The sequence below is a fragment of the Streptomyces sp. NBC_01089 genome (genome assembly GCF_045162975.1).
Taxonomy (GTDB): Bacteria; Actinomycetota; Actinomycetes; order Streptomycetales; family Streptomycetaceae; genus Streptomyces.
The window spans coordinates 7,837,298-7,854,700 of record NZ_CP108660.1 but is presented as its reverse complement, the minus strand read 5'-3'; the positions used below and the strand labels follow the sequence as shown (position 1 = coordinate 7,854,700).

The following is a 17,403-nucleotide window of genomic DNA, read 5'->3' as shown; positions in this document are numbered from 1 at the left end:
GGCAGTTCACGGCCACGGACCCGCTCATGGACCGGATATTCTCCCAGGCCGGAGCGCGCGGGCCTTTCGCTGGTGGATCACAGTTGAATGGAACGGAATTCAACCGTCACAGTCAACGAGTATCTTCACTCCGCGCGCATTGTCACCATAGGGTTCTGGCCATATCTCTGGCATATTCGCTGTCGACCTTGGCCGAAAAGAAGAGCCCCGGCTGGTCGGGGGAGGCCAGCCGGGGCGGTCGGTGTGCGGGGACGGAGGGCCTGCGGCTGAGCGCTCCGCTCCGTTCCCACATATAGGTGAACGGTGAACCAAGCCCGGATGTTCCAGCCAGGCCCGGGTAGGGGATGTGAGCTGCAGCACCCCGCACCACCGGATCCGGCCGGCCCGCCGCCCGCGGGACCCCGGCAGCCGGTGGCATATGCCAGAAGCACCACCGCACCGAGTATTGCCAATTCCCTTACGGGCCTTCGCTCCCTGTGCAACAGTCGTAACCGGTCCATCCCGCAGCTCTGGCCGCGCCGCGCCCGTATCGGAGTACGTCATGCCGTCCCATGTGTTCGCGGACCGTCCCGCCCCCCAGCCGCCCGAACGGGGCACGGTTGACGCCCTCATCACCCGGACCCGCCTGCTGCGCGGGGACATGGACGCCGTACGGCGTGACGCCGCCGCTGACGACGACGATGTACAGAGCCGCTGGCAGCGTGCCCTGTGCGATCTGGCCGTCCACCACCTCGACGACCTGGGCGCCCAGCTGGGGCAGCTCAAGGAAGGGCTGCCGGCCGCGGGGACGGACCCGCTCACCGGTGAGCCCGCCGGGCACGGCGCCCACGCCCACCCCGGGACCGGCGCGCTGCTCGGCCGGGTGGGCAGCGCCGACTGGGATCTCCTCACCGACGAGGTGAACTGGTCGGACGAGCTGTACCGGATCTTCGGCCGGCCGCAGGAGAGCGGGCCGCTCTCACTGGACGAACTGCCCTCCGTGGTCCTGTCCGACGACCAGACACGGCTCACCGCGATGGTCACCGACTGCCTGGTCGACGGCAAGCCGATCGACGGCGAGTTCCGCATCAGGCGGCCCGACTCGACCGTACGCACCCTGCACATGCTGGGTGAGCCCGTCCTCGACAGCGACGGCTGCACGGCCTCGATGTGGGCCGTGCTGCGCGATGTCAGCGATCTGCGGCGCAGCGAGCGGACGGTACGCGAGACGGAGGACTCGCTCCAGCGCCGGGAGCAGATCGCCCGGACGGAGCGCCAGGTCGCCGTGGAGTTGCAGGAGGCCGTACTGCCGCCCTGGCGCGGTCCGTTACGGCTTCCGCGGGGCGGCCCGGCAGCACTCGATCTGGCCGCGCACTATCTGCCGTCCGCCGCGCCTTCCCGTATCGGCGGCGACTGGTACGACGCGATGGCACTCCCCGACGGCCAGTCCCTTCTCACCGTGGGCGCCTTGACAGGGCACGGCGTGGGCGCCACCTCCGCGATGGCGATGCTGCTCGGTGCGCTGCGCGGTATGGCGGTGGCGGGTATCGCCCCCGGCGCGCTCATGGGGCATCTCAACGAACTTCTGGAAGCCTCGGCGCAGCCCGCGCTGGGCAGCGCGGTGTACTGCCGCTACGACCCCGTCGGACGGACCCTGGCCTGGGCGCAGGCGGGACACCCCGCCCCCCTGCTCTTCCGCGGGGGAACGGGGTGCGCCCTCACCCCGCCGAGCGGGGTGCTGCTCGGCTCGATGCCCGGGACGGCGTACGGACAGGCGCGGGAGCAGCTGCGGCCCGGGGACGTCCTGGTCCTGCACACCGGCGGGCTGACGGCACACAACGCGGCGGACGCGTCGGACGAGGACGGACTGCTGGCGCTGGCACCGCGGTTCACCGGTAGCGGGACCGCACAGGAGTGCATGCGGATGATCGTCGAGCAGTACGGTCATCTGGAGCGCGGGGAAGACACCTGCGTACTGATCGCCCGCGTCGGCGAGGCATAGAGCGCGCCACGCCTCCACCAGCAGCCCGCCCCTGAGCCTCCCCCCCCCTGAGCGGCCCGCGCCCCTAAGCCTGCGCGTTCCTGGGGCGCTTCATCTGCTGGGGCATGGCGAGCTGGATCTCCTCCCGCAGTTCCTGGATGCTCCCGTGGCGCGCGTACTGCCCGGTGAGCCGGTACATCTCACGCAGCCGGTCCCAGGTGCGGTGCGACGAGGTCTCCCCCATCGACACCAGCGCGAGCCGGGCGTAGCGGTCGGCCTGTTCGGGGTCGTCCGCGATGAAGCAGGCGGAGGCCAGCGAGATGTAGTCGAAGATCTTCGACCGCTGGCGGCCGTTGATCCGCAGCTCCAGCGCCCGCCTGGCGTGGCGCTGTGCGGTGGCGGCGGCGGACGGCTCGTGGTCAGCGAGCGTGCGGTACGCCAGGGCCTGCATCCCGTGGAGGTCGGCCTCGTCGAACATCTGCATCCAGCTCGGCGCGGGCTCGTCACCGTGGTCCGATACGAACAGCTCCTCGGCCTCGCCGAGCGTGCGCCGCATGGCCTGACCGTGGCCGAGCGAAGCCTGCGCCCAGGCTTCGATGGTGTGCAGCATGGCGCGGGTACGCGGCAGATTGCGGTCGCCGGAGCCGCTCTGCGCGAGCTTCATCAGGTCGAGTGCCTCGTCCGGGCGGCCCAGGTGGACCATCTGGCGTGCGGCGCGGGACAGGGCCTCGCCGGCGCGTGGCCGGTCGCCGCCCTCGCGCGCCGCGTGGGCGGCGATGACGAAGTACTTCTGGGCCGTCGGTTCGAGGCCGACGTCGTGGGACATCCAGCCCGCGAGGACGGCGAGGTTGGCGGCGACACCCCACAGGCGCCGCTGCAGGGAGTCGGGGTGGCGGTAGGAGAGCATGCCTCCCACCTCGTTCAACTGGCCCACGACCGCCTTGCGTTGGAGACCGCCGCCGCGTGAGGCGTCCCAGGCGCGGAAGATCTCGACGGAGTGCTCCAGCGCCTCGATCTCCTGCGACCCGACGGGCGCGGCCTCGTAGCGGTCGAAACCTGCGGGCTCGGCGTGCAGGGGCCGTTCGGTGCGTGGGGCGTCCGAAGCGAGGGCCGGGTCGGTGTGGAGCCAGTCGTGCATGGCGCTGCTGAGTGCGGAGCCTGCGGCAAGCGCAGCGCCTGCGCCCACCAAGCCGCGTCGGTTGAGCATGAGGTCCATTCCCGTGAATTCGGTGAGGACCGCCGCCGTCCGTTCGGGCGCCCACGGGAGGCCGTCCGGGTTCGCTGTCTCTTCCGCGTTCCCGACGGCCTGCCGTTTACCAGCGCGCCCAGGCCGTACGAACCCGAGGTCCTCGATGGTCACGACACGGCCGAGCCGCTCGGTGAACAGGGCTGCCAGCACCTTCGGCACCGGGTCTCGTGGGCTCTCGCCCATGTCGATCCAGCGCCGCACGCGCGAGGTGTCGGTCGCCAGCTGCGGGTGGCCCATGACGGCCGCCTGCCGGTTGACCAGTCTCGCGAGTTCGCCCTTGGACCAGCCGGCCAGGCCGAACAGGTCTGCTAGGCGGGTGTTGGTTTCTCCGGTCACGTCAAGCCCCCAGGTTCTCGGCTGGTTCGACAGTAACCCTGTGTCAGATGCCGTGCGACTATTCGCCAGGGTTCGCCAGGGTCCGCCAGATGGTGTGCCACCCGCGCCGCGTTGTGAGGTAGGAACGCGCCACCCCGACCCGGTGGCCGGACCGTACTCCCCAGGGTACGTACGGGCCACCGGGCGGGCAGCGTACGCAAACCGTCGGCACACGAAGGGATCTGTATCCCCCATGTACACAGCATCGTCCTCCGTGTCCGCCCCATCCCGGCCGCACCGTTCTCTCCCGGCCGGTGGCGGACCGTACCTCGACCCCTCCCACGCCGCCGCGGCGCTCGGCACCGGCCGGGTCCGCCGGGCGGCCGGGCCGGGCGCCCAACCGCTCAGCGGGAGGCTCGACTTGTCCGGCCCCCAGGGCGCTCAGCTGCGGATGGCGATCGCTTCGGTGCACCGTATCTGTCCGGAGTTCAACCCCGTGCAGATACTGCGCCGGAGCAGCCGGTCGGTCCTGCTGGTGGGAACGACCGGGCGGGCGACGGCAGTTGCCAAGTGTCTGATCGACCAGTCCCCCGCCTGGGCGGAGAGCTTCCGCCACGAAATAGCTACATACCGCACGTTCGTGCGGCACCGCCCACCGGTCCGGGTGCCGCGGCTCATCGCCGCGGATCCGGAGAACTGCACACTGGTGATCGAGCGGATGGCCGGACGGGCTGCGGCACTGCAGCGCCACCCCGTGGAGACCCCGCCGCGCGCGGATCTGCGGGCCGTGCTCGGCGCCGTCGGCCGGGTGAACGCCTGGCGGCCGCCGGGTGGCCTCTTCGGCCAGCCCCTCGACTACGCCTCCCGGATCGCCAGGTACCACGAGCTGGGCCTGTTCACCGACCGGGATCTCGGCGACCTCCAGAAGCTGCTGCACGGGCTGGCGCACTCCGGCGGCCGGCAGGGCATGGGCCAGTTCTGTCACGGTGACGCGCTGCTCTCCAACATCCTGCTGTCACCGGCCGGTCCTGTACTGGTCGACTGGGAGCACGCGGGCTGGTATCTGCCCGGGTACGACCTGGCGACGCTGTGGTCCGTGCTGGGCGAGGCGCCGGTGGCGCGGCGCCAGATCAGTCAGCTGGCCCAGGCCGCCGGGCCCGCGGCGAGGGACGCATTCCTGGTGAATCTGATGCTGGTGCTGACCCGCGAGATCCGTACGTACGAGACGGCCGTCCAGCGCACCATCCGTGAGGGCGCGCCGGCCGGCGCGGGCCACCAGCCGCAGCCCGGTGTGCTGTCCCACGGCGAGGAGCAGCGGCTGCTGCTGCGGCGGCTGCACGACGACTGCGCCCTGGCCCGCCGCGCCGTGCGCGCGGCTGTCGGGACCCGCTGAACCGCGGGGACCCGGCACCGGGTTCCCGGGAGGGGGAAGCACGGTGCGCACCCGGTGCCGACACACTGGGTGCGCACCGTGCTGTTCCGGCGCGGGGCCTGGGCGCGCGCTCACCGCACGGGTAGACGCGCGCCGGACGCGCCGTTGGGCAACCGGCGGGGAACGGGCCGGGCGGGTCGTCAGTGTGTGCGCACGATGTCGACGTCGGACGCCTTCACGAAGGCCACCCGGTGTCCGATCTGCACGGTCACGTACGTGGTGGCGCCGGGGAAGTACGTGTGGTCGTACGGGTAGGAGGCGTCGATCGTCGGCGCGTAGTAGTAGCCCGTGGGCGCCTCGCCGCCGCCGGGGTACGCCTGGCCCTGCTTGATCGTGTACGGGAGCGGTGTGCCCAGGTGAGCGGCGGTGAAGTCGGCCGGGTACTCGCTCTTCTCCGGGTAGGCCACCCCGTACACCGGCACATCGGTCCGGCCGGCCTTCGGCTTCACCACATAGCCGGACGTCGGTGTGGTGGTCCTGGTGCGCGCCGGGCTCCGGAACCAGGCTTTCTGCCCGTACCACCAGATCGCGGTCCAGCCGGGTGCGTGTCCGGCGACCACGGCCTGCTGCGATGCGCTGATCTTGCTGCCCCAGTCGGCGATGCAGTTGGTGCCCGGCTTGCCGTCGGTGTGCAGCGCCGGGTCGGAGAAGAGCGGTGACCCGGTGGAGGGCGCGGTGTGGAGGGGCACCGCGCTCGACGCCTGCGCCGGGAGGTCGACGTTCTTCTCGCAGTCCCGGAACTTCTGGATGTTCTCCTTGAACACCGGGCTCACGGTGACCAGTTGGCTGTGGGGCGAGGCGGTCGGGACGGTGGGCCTGCCGACCAGCTTCATGAAGTAGTCCCAGTCCCAGTACGTGCCGGGGTCCCAGTGCATGGCCGCTGTCCCGGCGGTGCTGGTGGGCGGGACGTTGTCGTGGCCGATGATGTGCTGGCGGTCCAGCGGGATGTCGTACTTGGCCGCGAGGTAGCGCACGAGGGCGGCCGTCGAGCGGTACATCGCCGGGGTGAACCACTTGGAGCCGTCGGTCGCGATGCCTTCCTGCTCGATCCCGATGGACTGCTGGTTGATGTACCAGTTGCCCGCCTGCCAGGCGATGTCCTTGTCCTTGACCATCTGCGCCACATGGCCGTCGCCGGAGCGGACCACGTAGTGCGCGGACGTCTGGCTGTGCGGGTCCTGGAAGATCTGCAGCGTCCGGTCGAAGGTTTCCTCGGTGTCGTGCAGGACGATGTACTTGATCTTCCCGGTGTGCGGGCGGTCCGCGGTGTCGTAGTTGCCGTACGTCTCCTTGTCGGCGGGATCACCGGTCTGCTGGTAGGCGGCGGGGTCCCATGTGCAGTCGAGGGTCCGGGGGCACTCGGGCCGGGTGCCCCGGGGGGCCGCCTGTGCCGCCGGGCCCGTCAGGGCGAGGCCGAGGGTGCTCGCGGTGGTCAGCGCGAGCGCGAGTCTGATCCGCTGCTTGGACGTCATGACGGCCCTTCTTGCCGGGAGTTGCGCCGTGGTGATCTCTCGAACGGTATGGGCGCACTCTCTGACCTGAGGTGATGGCACGTCAAGAGCGCCGCACGGGGCGGCTGTTGAAACAGATGTCCAGACCACTGGCATGGCCGATGACCAGCGCGGAAGACGCGGCAACCATGCGGTGGCGGAGACGTGTTACCCGGGTTTTACGTACGCGGGGACCTCCCGCGTACGGCCGGCGGGCGCGCGGGGCTCAGCCCTGCTGGAACATCTCGGCGGGCAGCGGCTTCAGGAGGGCGTACAGATCGTCGGTGATCGGCCGGTCCCAGCTGGCGATGGTGACCAGGACCTTGTCGCTGCGGTCGAACTGGACGCAGGAGATCCGGCTCTCCGAGAGCTTCAGGCGCCGCACGATGAGGAGGTTGTCGCCCTGCATCACCGGCATGTCCTCGGTGTCGAGCACCTCGATGGGCTCGTCGTTCTCCAGGGCCGCGAGGAGCTGCGCCACCTCGAAGGGGATCTGGCCGTCGGCGACCTCGCGGGCGGGCGAACCCTCCGGAAGATTCCCGATGATCATCGCGGGGCCGCGGCCGCCGAAGAGGTCGTACCGCAGGAAGACGCCCTGGCAGGTGCCGTCGGGTGCGGGGAGGAGTCCGGCGCCGAGGTTGCCGGGCCAGTCACCCGGGTCCATGGCCAGGACGTCGAAGTCCGGGCCCGCGGGAGTGGCGGCGCTGCGGCGGCGGAGGAAGGACATACAGCCATGGTACGTGGCCCCGGCGGTCCGCCGAAGCCGGGGCCGGGGCTGTGCGGACCGGTCCTGATCGTCCTCGCGGCCACCCCGCGGGAAAGCCCTGCGAGGACCGGCGGAGACGTCCCGCGGACCGCAGCGGCCCGCAGGCATCGGGCCCCGTGCGCCGGGGCGGGAAACCGGGCCGGGGGCCGGGCGGGCGTCAGGCCGGATCGAAGTCGCCCTCCCGGGCGCCGAGGACGAAGGCCCGCCACTCCCCCGGATCGAAGATCAGTGACGGGCTGCGGCCTGGCGATCCGTACGGGCCACGGTCAGGGCCCGTCGGGCGGTCCACCGGCGGTCAGCCGGTGGGCGGCTCCGAGCCCACCAGCCACATGGAGAAGAACTGCGAGCCGCCGCCGTAGGCGTGCCCGAGCGCCTTGCGGGCGCCGTCCACCTGGTGCTCGCCCGCCGCACCGCGCACCTGGAGCGCGGCCTCGGCGAACCGGATCATGCCGGAGGCCCCGATGGGGTTGGTGGAGAGCACCCCGCCCGAGGGGTTCACCGGCAGGTCGCCGTCCAGCTCGGTGGCGCCCGACTCGGTGAGTTTCCAGCCCTCGCCCTCGGCGGCGAAGCCCAGGTTCTCCAGCCACATCGGCTCGTACCAGGAGAACGGGACGTACATCTCGACCGCGTCGATCTCCCGGCGCGGGTCGGTGATGCCCGCCTGCCGGTAGACGTCGGCGGCGCAGTCCTTGCCCGCCTGCGGCGAGACGAAGTCCTTGCCGGCGAAGAGGGTGGGCTCGCTGCGCATCGCCCCGCCGTGCATCCAGGCGGGCGGCCGGGGCGAACGGGCCGCCCCCGCACGGTCGGTGAGGACCATCGCGCACGCCCCGTCCGACGACGGGCAGGTCTCGGAGTAGCGGACGGGGTCCCACAGCATCGGGGACGCCTGGACCTTCTCCAGGGTGATGTCCTTCTCGTGCAGATGCGCGTAGGGGTTCTTCAGCGCGTTGCGGCGGTCCTTGTACGCGACGAGCGAGCCGACCGTGTCGGGCGCCCCCGCCCTGCGCATATAGGCCCGCACATGCGGGGCGAAGAACCCGCCGGCCCCGGCGAGCAGGGGCTGCTGGAACGGCACGGGCAGCGAGAGTCCCCACATGGCGTTGGACTCGGACTGCTTCTCGAAGGCGAGGGTGAGCACGGTCCTGTGCACCCGCGACGCGACCAGGTTGGAGGCGACCAGGGTGGTCGAGCCGCCCACCGAGCCCGCGGTGTGCACCCGCATCATGGGCTTGCCGACGGCGCCCAGCGCGTCCGCCAGGTAGAGCTCCGGCATCATCACGCCCTCGAAGAAGTCCGGGGCCTTGCCGATGACGACGGCGTCGATGTCCGCCCAGGTCAGCTCGGCGTCGCTCAGGGCGCGCCCGGCCGCCTCGCGGACGAGTCCGGCGATGGAGACATCGTGCCGGGCGGCGACGTGGTGGGTCTGGCCGATCCCGACGACGGCCACCGGTTCCTTGCCGGCCGCACCTCGGCCGTTCGCTGGCTGGTTACTCACTGGGCCTCTCCTTCGAGGACGGCGACCAGATTCTGCTGCAGGCACGGGCCGGAGGTCGCGTGGGCGAGGGCCCGGTCGGACTCCCCGCGCTGGATCCGGGCGGCGGCCTCGCCGAGCCGGATGAGCCCGGCCGCCATGACGGGGTTGGCGGCGAGCGCGCCGCCCGACGGATTGACACGTACGTCGTCGCCGAGCCGGAGCGCCTTGCGCAGGACGACTTCCTGGGAGGTGAAGGGCGCGTGCAGTTCGGCGGTGTCGACGGGGTGCTCGAAGGCTCCGGCCCGTTCGGCGGCCAGCCGGGCGGACGGTGAGTCGGTGAGGTCGCGCACGCCGAGGCTGTGGGCCTCGATGCGGTGGTCGATGCCCCGGATCCAGGCGGGGCGCTCGCACAGGGCGCGCGCCCGGTCGCCCGCCGCGAGTACGACGGCCGCCGCGCCGTCCCCGATGGGCGGGCAGTCCCCGGTGCGCAGCGGCCGTACCAGGTAGTCGCCCTGGGGCCTGGCGCCGGGCAGTTGGGCGTGCGGGTTGTCTGCCGCGTCCCCGCGGCTGCGGGCCGCGACCCCGGCGAGTGCGGGCTCGTCGGTCTCGCCCGTGTCGATCAGCGCCTGCGCCTGGAGTGCGGCGAGTGCCACGGAGTCGGGCCAGAGCGGGGCCACGTAGTAGGGGTCGAGCTGGCGGGTCAGTACGTCCCTGACGGAGCCGGGCGACGACTTGCCGTAGGAGTAGACGAGTGCGGTGTCCGCCTCGCCGGTCAGGAGCTTCACCCACGCCTCGTACAGCGCCCAGGCCCCGTCCATCTCCACATGGGACTCGGAGATCGGGGGCCAGGCCCCGACCCCGTCGAGGGTCATCGTGAAGGAGAAGGCCCGGCCTGCGAGGTAGTCGCTCGACCCGGAGCAGGTGAAGCCGATGTCGCTGGTCTTCAGCCCGGTCTGCGCGAGCACGCTGTGCAGGACCGGCATCACCATCTCGACCTCGGAGCACTCGTCGGTGCGCCGCCGGTGGTCGCTCTGCGCGAAGGCGACGATCGCCACGTCCCGCATCAGATCAGCTCCTTGTACGTGTCGTAGTCGGCGTCCGGCTCACCGGTGGGCCGGTAGTGGTCGGGGAAGCGGGCGCCGTCGGTCCACACCGGCTCGACGCGCAGCCCCATCCGCACCTGGTCGTACGGGATGCCGCCGATCCGTCCGTGCAGGGCGAGGCCGGCGCCGTCCAGGGCGATGTGCCCGTAGACGTAAGGCACTTCGATGTCGAGGCCGCGGGCCTTGATGTTGACGATGCAGTACGTGGTGAGGGTGCCGGCCGGGCCGACCTCGACCCGGTCGGTCGTCGCGACCCCGCAGGTGGGGCAGGCGCCGCGCGGCGGTACGTAGACCTTGGCGCAGGAGGGGCAGCGCTCGCCGACGGTCTTACGGTCGGCGAGCGCGTTGATGTAGTCGCTCTGTGCGCGGCCGGGGCTGTAGACGTAGTCGAGGCGGGCGGGGGCGACGATGCCGGTGACGGCGTCGTCGAACAGTCCGCTGTGCGCGGGCGGGTCGGCGCTCGCGGCGGCCTCGCTCCCGCTCCCGCAGGGCTCGAAGCAGGCGATGTCCGTGATGGCGCCCACGCGTTCGGCCGCCCAGCGGATCCGTACGCGCTGCCCGGAGTGGACGCTGTCGGGTCCCGGGGCGTCGAGTGCGTGCAGCAGGGCGGTGTCGGCGCCGTCGAGTTTCACCAGGACCCAGGCGAAGGGGGTCGCGAGCGGCTGGCCGCGGCGCGGTGACTCGTTCCAGGCCCAGGTGGTGACGGTGCCGGTGGGGGCGACCTCGACCAGGTCGCGTATCTCGTCGGCGGTGACGGGGTCGTACTCGACCGGTGGGACGAGTACCTTGCCGTCGCCGGTCCGCACCCCGAGTACGGTGCGCTCGCGCAGCCCGGTGAGGAAGGCGCTCTGCACGGGTCCGAGGGAGCGGGTGAAGGGGAATTCGACGACGAGGGGGGCGCGGAGCACCTCCGGTGAGGGAGCGGCTGTCATGGGTGGGCTCCAAATTCTCCGCTGCGGGCGGGGGCTCGTCCGGCGGGTGCCGGAGCGTCGGAAGGGGAACCGGTGCCGGGCGGGACCGGCGCGGGGATGCGGCGGGCGGCGGTCAGGCCCTGCGGTAGACGGGCGGCCGCTTCTCGGCGAAGGCGCGTGAGCCCTCCTTGGCGTCCGCGGTGTCGAAGACGGGCCAGCCGCGGTCCAGTTCGGCCTTCAGGCCCTCGGTCTCGGTCAGTTCGGCCGTCTCGTAGACCGACGCCTTGACGGCTTCGACGGCGAGCGGCCCGCACTCGTTGATCCGCCCGGCGATCTCCAGGGCCTTCTCCAGCGCCGTGCCGTCGGGCACCACATGGCCGATGAGGCCGATGGCCGCCGCTTCGGCCGCGGTGTACGGGCGGCCGGTGAGCAGCATCTCCAGTGCGTGGGTGCGGGGGATCTGGCGCTGCAGGCGGACCGTGGAGCCGCCGATCGGGAACAGGCCGCGCCTGACCTCGAAGAGCCCGAAGGTGGCGCTCTCCGCGCCGACCCTGATGTCGGTGCCCTGGAGGATCTCGGTGCCTCCGGCGACGCAGTACCCCTCGACCGCGGCGATCACCGGTTTGCGCGGCCTGTGGTGGCGCAGCATCGCCTTCCAGTGCAGGTCGGGGTCTGCCTTGAGCCGGTCGCGGTACTGCTCGCCCGCCATCCCGGCGCCTGCCAGGGCCTTGAGGTCCATGCCGGCGCAGAAGGCTCCGCCCGCTCCGGTGAGGACCACCGAGCGGACCTCGTCGTCCTCGTCGGCCGCCAGCCAGCCGTCGTAGAGCCCGACCAGCATCGGCAGCGAGAGCGCGTTCTTCGCCTCCGGCCTGTTCAGCGTGAGCACCAGTGTGGCGCCCTCGCGCCGTACGGTGAGGTGTTCCGTACCACCCATGACCGTCCTCCCGTCTCAAGACCTGGGCGCCCTCTGAGGATGTGAGCCGGATCGGCGAGCGGCGCGTAGACAGGTTGCAGGAGGCGGGGTCGCAGTTCAATAGTTTTCTGACACTCAGTCAGATTTCTTCGCGAGGGGCCTTCCCAGTTTCCCCGTGCGGGGCTGTAATGACGCCGGGTCACTGAACGCCGGCGTCAGGAGATGTGGTGGAGTACAACCTTGCCGACCTGTTCGAGTCCGTCGTCGACGCGGTTCCGGACCGCGAGGCGCTCGTGTTCATCGACCATCCCGGTACGGGAGCGGAACGCAGGCTCACCTACGCCGCGCTGGACACCGCGGCCAACCGGGTCGCGCACCATCTGATCGACAGCGGCATCCGCCCGGGAGAGCACCTGGGCCTGCACCTCTACAACGGGGTCGAGTATCTGCAGACCGTGCTCGCCTGCCTCAAGGCGCGCATCGTCCCCGTCAACGTCAACTACCGCTATGTGGAAGAGGAACTGGTCTACCTCTACCGGGACGCGGATCTGGCGGCGCTGGTCTTCGACGGCGAGTTCACCGAGCGGGTCGCGGCCGCGCTGCCCAAGACGGAGAAGCTGCGCCATCTGATCCGGGTCGGCGAGGCCCCCGAGGGCGCGCCGGAGCCCGGCCTGCGCCCGGTCGCGTACGCCGAAGCGGAGGCCGCCGGTTCGCCGGAGCGCGGTTTCGGGCCCCGGTCCGCCGACGACCAGTTCATCATCTACACCGGAGGCACCACCGGGATGCCCAAGGGGGTGATGTGGCGGGCGGAGGACCTGTTCTTCTCCGGTCTCGGCGGCGGCGCCCCGACGGGCGAACCGGTCGGCGCCCCGGAGGAACTGGCCGAGCGGGTGGCCGCGGGCGGTGACGGCATCACCTTCTTCCCCACTCCCCCGCTGATGCACGGCACATCGACCCTGACCGCCTTCATCGCGTTCAACTTCGGCCAGCGAATCGTGATCCACCGGAAGTTCGCGCCGGACGAGGTGCTCCGTACCATCGAGAAGGAGAAGGTCACCAGTGTCTCGCTGGTCGGCGACGCCATGCTGCGGCCGCTGATCGACGCGCTCACCGGTCCGCTCAGCGGCACCGACTGCTCGTCGCTGTTCAGCGTCTCCAGCTCGGGCGCCATCATGTCGGAGACGGTGCGGGCACAGTTCCAGGAGCTGGTGCCGAACGCGATGCTGCTGAACAACTTCGGCTCCTCGGAGTCCGGTTTCAACGGCACGGCCACCCCGGACTCGGGCCCCGACAAGGGGTTCAGGCTGCGGATGAACTCCCGTACGGCGGTGGTCGATCCGGCCACGTACCGGCAGGTGGCCGTCGGCGAGGTGGGCCGGATCGCGCAGCGCGGGCATGTCCCGCTCGGCTACTACAACGACCCGGAGAAGACGGCCGAGACCTTCTTCCAGACCGATGGTGAGCGGTGGGTGCTGCTCGGCGACATGGCGACCGTCGACGAGGAGGGCATCGTCACCGTGCTCGGGCGCGGCTCGCAGTGCATCAACACCGGTGGCGAGAAGGTCTATCCGGAAGAGGTCGAGCAGGCACTCAAGTCCCACCCCGATGTGTACGACGCCCTGGTGGCGGGGGTGCCGGACGCCCGCTGGGGCAACCATGTGGCGGCGGTGGTGCAGATACGCCCGGGGGCAGACGAGCCGAGCCTCGACGCCATCCAGGCGCACTGCCGCAGCAGGATCGCCGGGTACAAGGTGCCGCGGCAGCTGGTGATAGCACCGGAGATCCAGCGTTCACCGAGCGGCAAGGCCGACTACCGCTGGGCGCGCGGGGTGGCGGTCGCCGCCGACTGAACCGTGGGGCTCGTACGACCCGCTGTGGGTCGCCATCGGTGCGGTGTGCGGCGCCGGTGCGCTGCTCGCTCTGGTCATCGTGCGGCCCGCCGGCCGGGACGGCACCGTGGCGGCCCCGCTTCCCCGGTGAGCGGGAAGCGGGTCGCCCTGCCGGTCTGTGGTGGCCCGGTGGTGACTCCGCAGTGGCACGACGGGGCTGGGGCTCAGGCCCCGGCCGCCTGCGTGACGAGCGCCTCCGCCCACGGCGTACGGGCCGCGACCAGGGGCCGCAGGGCGCGCAGCGGACGGATCATGTTCACGCCGACCGCACCGCAGACGTGTCCCCCGCGGGCGAGCAGAGCGGTGAACTTCCGTTCGGCCAGGCTTCCTTCGACGATGTGCACCAGGTCGGCGCCCCGGGTCCTGCCATGGATCTGGACCTTGAGGTCGTACTGGTCGGACCAGACGTACGGCACGGTGGTGAAGGGGGTCGCCGCGTCCCCGGCGAGGATGTTGCGGGCGACCGCGAGGCCCTGTTCGGACGCGTTGGTGCGGTGCTCGATACGCAGCCGCTCCCCGGTCACCGGGTCGGGCCAGGACGCCACGTCCCCGGCCGCCCAGATGTGTTCGGCGGCGCGGAGGGTGGCGTCGCACTCGACACCGTTGCCGAGGCCGAGCCCGCTGCCGGCGAGCCATTCGGTGTTGGGCCGCGCCCCGATGCCGACGAGGACCGCGTCCGCCGCGAGGGTGCGGCCGTCGGCGAGGCGTACACCCGTGGCGCGGCCGCCGTCGGTGGTGACGCTCTCGACGAGCGCCCCGGTCACGGTCCGTACGCCGTGTTCGTGGTGCAGGTCCGTCAGCATGCTCCCGATGTCGAGGCCGACGGCGTCGGCGAGCGGCACCGGCCCGTCGGTCACCAGCGTGACCTCGCAACCCGCCGCGCGCGCCACGGCCGCGGCCTCGGCGCCGATGAACCCACCGCCGACGATCACCAGATGCGGGCGGCCGGCGAGCGATTCACGCAGCGCCGTCGCGTCGTCCAGGGTGCGCAGGAGGTGGACACCCGCGACGCCTTCCGTACCAGGCAGTTCCCGGGGGCGGACTCCGGTGGCGACGACGAGCGCGTCATAGGCGATGGTGCCGCCGTCTCCGGTACGCACCTCCCGGGCGGCCCGGTCGAGGGCCTGGGCCCGGGTGCGGGGGCGCAGCTCGATGTCCAGTCCTGCCAGCGCTTCCGCGCTCCGCAGCAGGACCCGCTCGGCTTCCCACTCACCGGCGAGCAACTGCTTGGAGAGCGGCGGGCGGTCGTACGGAAGGTGCTCCTCCTCGCCCACGAGCACCAGCTCACCGTCGTATCCCGAGCGGCGCAGCCCCTCAGCCGTGGCGAGGCCCGCTGCGGACGCGCCGACGACCACGACCCGGCGCGGAGCGCTCACGCGAGGACCCCTCGCGGTTCGGCGCCGGGGCGCCCGCCCTCGACTTCGGTGGTGGTGCGCATGGCCGCTCCGATGATCACGGTGCCCGGCGCCGCCGCACACCACGGTGAAGTGAACGCTCCGGACTTTACGCCTGTTTACCTACCTGGCCAATCCCGTCCCTGCCCATCCCCGCAGGGGAGTTGGCGCGGGGCTGACCACCACCGCCCCGCCGGCGATCGGCGGGAGCCGGGGCGGCCCTTGTGTCAGGCTTGGCGCATGCCCAGACACCCAGAGCCGCGGCCGGCGGCCGTACCACCGAGCTCCGGACAGCCGAGCTGCGGACCGCGGCCGCCCACCGCGCGCGGCGGGGACGAACGGCAGCGCACGGCCCGCGGTGAGGGGGAACGGCTCCGCAATGCGCGCGGCGAGGGCGAGAGGCTCCGTACGGAGATCATCGAGGCGGTACTGCGGCTGATCGCCGACCAGCGGCGCATGCGTCCGGTGCCGCTGTCGCTGCGGGAGGTGGCGCGGGAGGCGGGCATCACCGCGCCCGCGATCTACCGCCACTTCTCGGGCAAGGACGAACTCACCCGGGCCGCGCTCCGCCATCTCTTCGGGGAACTGCTCGCGGATCTGGACGGCGCGGACCGAGCGGCCGCCGGCCAGTCGCCCGCTGCCCGGCTGGCCGCGCTGGCGCACGCGTACGCCCGGTTCGCCGAGGAGAACCCGACGAGTTTCCGGGTGATGTTCAACGGCACGGGCCCGCACGACGAAGGTCCGGCCGAGGTCGCGGTCCGCTGGCGCACGGCGGTCGGCCGGCTGACGGAATCGGGAATGCGGCTCACCCGCTCCCCGGAGGCCGCCGCCGTGTCGGTGTGGTCGTCGGTGCACGGCCGGCTCCTCCTGGACCGTCCGGCGGGCGGCGTCTGGCAGCTGGGCGATGTCCACGCCTTCATCGACGACCTGACCCGTTCCTTGCCGGCGCCCGCGCTCCCGGACCGGTGACCCGGGCGGCGCCCCTTGTGCACAGCTCCTGACGGCCCTCTTGACGGCCCGGCCCGCTCCTGAATTACTGATCACACACGGGTCGACCGAATGATCGGTCGGCAGGTCGGCCGGTCGGGACGGGAGTGACCACATGACAGCCCTGCTGGACGCGGCGGAACAGCTCAGCCGCGATGAGCTCGAAGCCCTGCAGACCGAGCGACTGCGCACGACGCTCCGGCACGCGTACGAGAACGTGCCGTTCTACCGGGAGTCCTTCGACAAGGCGGGACTGCGCCCCGAGGACTGCCGCACCCTCGCCGACCTGGCCCGGTTCCCCTTCACCTGCAAGGCCGATCTGCGCGACCAGTACCCGTTCGGGATGTTCGCCGTCCCGCAGTCCGACGTACGCCGTATCCACGCCTCCAGCGGCACGACGGGCCGCCCCACCGTCGTCGGCTACACCGAGCGCGACCTGTCCACCTGGGCGGACGTGGTGGCCAGGTCCATCCGCGCGGCGGGCGGCAGGCCCGGCGACAAGGTCCATGTGGCGTACGGATACGGGCTGTTCACCGGCGGCCTCGGCGCCCACTACGGCGCCGAGCGCCTCGGCTGCACGGTGATCCCCGCGTCCGGCGGGATGACGGCACGGCAGGTGCAGCTGGTCCAGGACTTCCGCCCCGAGGTCATCATGGTGACGCCCACCTACATGCTCACGCTGCTCGACGAGTTCGAACGCCGGGGCATCGACCCCAGGTCCACGTCCCTGCGGGTCGGTATATTCGGCGCCGAACCATGGACGGAGGAGATGCGGCGCGAGATCGAGGAGCGCTTCGCGATCGACGCCGTCGACATCTACGGGCTCTCCGAGGTCATGGGGCCGGGCGTGGCCCAGGAGTGCGTGGAGACCAAGGACGGTCTGCACATCTGGGAGGACCACTTCTACCCCGAGGTGGTCGACCCGGTCACGGGTGAGGCCCTGCCGGACGGCGAGCAGGGCGAGTTGGTGTTCACCTCGCTCACCAAGGAAGCCATGCCGGTGATCCGCTACCGGACCAGGGATCTGACCCGGCTGCTGCCCGGCACCGCCAGGACGTTCCGGCGGATGGAGCGGATCACCGGGCGCAGCGACGACCTGGTGATCGTGCGCGGGGTGAACCTGTTCCCCACCCAGGTGGAGGAGATCGTGCTGCGCACCCCAGGACTCGCCCCGCACTTCCAGCTCCGGCTCACCCGCGAAGGCCGGATGGACGCACTGACCGTACGGGCGGAGGCCAGGCAGGACGCCTCACCGGAGATACGGGAAACCGCCGCCCGCTCGGTCACGGCGGCCATCAAGGACTCCATCGGGATCTCGGCCTGCGTCGAGATCGTCGACCCCGAAACGCTCGAGCGGTCGGTGGGGAAGTTCAAGCGGATCGTGGATCTGCGCAACGGTCCTGCGGGCTCGCCGGGTGGTGTGTGAAGCAGAGGGTAGATGGCCCGCCGGGCCCCGCAGGCGGGGATCGTCCGGTGATCTCGTGTAGGTCATCTGTCAGTGGCTGTCGGTCAGTTGTCGG

13 protein-coding genes are annotated in these 17,403 nt (G+C 71.6%); 5 read left to right on the top strand and 8 right to left on the bottom strand.

Annotated features, from left to right (window positions below; genetic code table 11):
* Window positions 1–541 precede the first annotated feature (541 nt).
* Window positions 542–1,981 carry a PP2C family protein-serine/threonine phosphatase gene (locus OG510_RS35345; RefSeq protein ID WP_406142099.1) on the top strand — a complete coding sequence of 480 codons (1,440 nt, stop codon included), beginning with the start codon at window positions 542–544 and terminating at the stop codon, window positions 1,979–1,981.
* Between the two features lie 64 nt (window positions 1,982–2,045).
* Here OG510_RS35345 and OG510_RS35340 read toward each other — a convergent pair whose 3' ends face one another.
* On the bottom strand, window positions 2,046–3,545 hold the full coding sequence (locus OG510_RS35340) for a hypothetical protein (protein ID WP_406142098.1): 1,500 nt from the start codon (window positions 3,543–3,545) through the stop codon (window positions 2,046–2,048).
* A 232-nt stretch (window positions 3,546–3,777) separates the two neighbouring features.
* On the opposite strand from OG510_RS35340, the gene OG510_RS35335 reads away from it, so the two are divergent.
* Complete coding sequence (locus tag OG510_RS35335; RefSeq protein WP_406142097.1) at window positions 3,778–4,917, top strand: phosphotransferase; 1,140 nt, start codon at window positions 3,778–3,780, stop codon at window positions 4,915–4,917.
* 179 nt (window positions 4,918–5,096) lie between these two features.
* On the opposite strand, the gene OG510_RS35330 is transcribed toward OG510_RS35335, so the two are convergent.
* The 6 genes from OG510_RS35330 to OG510_RS35305 form a co-directional block, all read right to left on the bottom strand.
* Window positions 5,097–6,428 (bottom strand): N-acetylmuramoyl-L-alanine amidase, encoded by a 1,332-nt coding sequence (locus tag OG510_RS35330; protein ID WP_406142096.1) that lies wholly within the window; start codon window positions 6,426–6,428, stop codon window positions 5,097–5,099.
* 244 nt (window positions 6,429–6,672) lie between these two features.
* Window positions 6,673–7,173, bottom strand: a complete 501-nt coding sequence (locus OG510_RS35325; RefSeq protein ID WP_164267725.1) for a hypothetical protein — start codon at window positions 7,171–7,173, stop codon at window positions 6,673–6,675.
* A gap of 334 nt (window positions 7,174–7,507) precedes the next feature.
* Entirely contained in the window at window positions 7,508–8,707 is a 1,200-nt protein-coding gene (locus tag OG510_RS35320; RefSeq protein ID WP_164267724.1) for a thiolase domain-containing protein, read from the bottom strand.
* Complete coding sequence (locus OG510_RS35315; protein WP_406142095.1) at window positions 8,704–9,750, bottom strand: thiolase domain-containing protein; 1,047 nt, start codon at window positions 9,748–9,750, stop codon at window positions 8,704–8,706. The genes OG510_RS35320 and OG510_RS35315 overlap by 4 nt, the downstream gene beginning before the upstream one ends.
* Window positions 9,750–10,721 carry a Zn-ribbon domain-containing OB-fold protein gene (locus OG510_RS35310; RefSeq protein WP_406142094.1) on the bottom strand — a complete coding sequence of 324 codons (972 nt, stop codon included), beginning with the start codon at window positions 10,719–10,721 and terminating at the stop codon, window positions 9,750–9,752. Before OG510_RS35310 ends, OG510_RS35315 begins: the two co-directional genes overlap by 1 nt.
* Window positions 10,722–10,833: 112 nt before the next feature.
* Window positions 10,834–11,634, bottom strand: a complete 801-nt coding sequence (locus OG510_RS35305) for a crotonase/enoyl-CoA hydratase family protein (protein WP_164267548.1) — start codon at window positions 11,632–11,634, stop codon at window positions 10,834–10,836.
* Between the two features lie 206 nt (window positions 11,635–11,840).
* Between OG510_RS35305 and OG510_RS35300 the strand changes: the two genes are divergently transcribed.
* A complete protein-coding gene (locus tag OG510_RS35300) occupies window positions 11,841–13,463 on the top strand; it encodes an acyl-CoA synthetase (protein ID WP_406142093.1) in 1,623 nt (540 codons plus the stop codon).
* A 203-nt stretch (window positions 13,464–13,666) separates the two neighbouring features.
* Here the strand turns inward: OG510_RS35300 and OG510_RS35295 are convergent, their stop codons facing one another.
* Entirely contained in the window at window positions 13,667–14,878 is a 1,212-nt protein-coding gene (locus OG510_RS35295; protein ID WP_406142092.1) for an NAD(P)/FAD-dependent oxidoreductase, read from the bottom strand.
* Window positions 14,879–15,136: 258 nt separating this feature from the next.
* Between OG510_RS35295 and OG510_RS35290 the strand changes: the two genes are divergently transcribed.
* Together OG510_RS35290 and paaK are read left to right on the top strand one after the other, a co-directional pair.
* A complete protein-coding gene (locus tag OG510_RS35290) occupies window positions 15,137–15,865 on the top strand; it encodes a TetR/AcrR family transcriptional regulator (RefSeq protein WP_406142091.1) in 729 nt (242 codons plus the stop codon).
* A 133-nt stretch (window positions 15,866–15,998) separates the two neighbouring features.
* The gene (gene paaK / locus OG510_RS35285) at window positions 15,999–17,309 is read left to right on the top strand and encodes a phenylacetate--CoA ligase PaaK (protein ID WP_406142090.1); all 1,311 of its coding nucleotides are present in this window, start codon (window positions 15,999–16,001) and stop codon (window positions 17,307–17,309) included.
* Window positions 17,310–17,403: the final 94 nt, after the last annotated feature.

Coding starts and splice junctions, on each gene's coding strand:
- OG510_RS35315 (WP_406142095.1), bottom strand. CDS start 9,750: ATGCGGGACGTGGCGATCGTCGCCTTCGCGCAGAGCGACCACCGGCGG.
- OG510_RS35290 (WP_406142091.1), top strand. CDS start 15,137: ATGCCCAGACACCCAGAGCCGCGGCCGGCGGCCGTACCACCGAGCTCC.
- OG510_RS35305 (WP_164267548.1), bottom strand. CDS start 11,634: ATGGGTGGTACGGAACACCTCACCGTACGGCGCGAGGGCGCCACACTG.
- OG510_RS35335 (WP_406142097.1), top strand. CDS start 3,778: ATGTACACAGCATCGTCCTCCGTGTCCGCCCCATCCCGGCCGCACCGT.
- OG510_RS35345 (WP_406142099.1), top strand. CDS start 542: ATGCCGTCCCATGTGTTCGCGGACCGTCCCGCCCCCCAGCCGCCCGAA.
- OG510_RS35330 (WP_406142096.1), bottom strand. CDS start 6,428: ATGACGTCCAAGCAGCGGATCAGACTCGCGCTCGCGCTGACCACCGCG.
- OG510_RS35325 (WP_164267725.1), bottom strand. CDS start 7,173: ATGTCCTTCCTCCGCCGCCGCAGCGCCGCCACTCCCGCGGGCCCGGAC.
- OG510_RS35310 (WP_406142094.1), bottom strand. CDS start 10,721: ATGACAGCCGCTCCCTCACCGGAGGTGCTCCGCGCCCCCCTCGTCGTC.
- paaK (WP_406142090.1), top strand. CDS start 15,999: ATGACAGCCCTGCTGGACGCGGCGGAACAGCTCAGCCGCGATGAGCTC.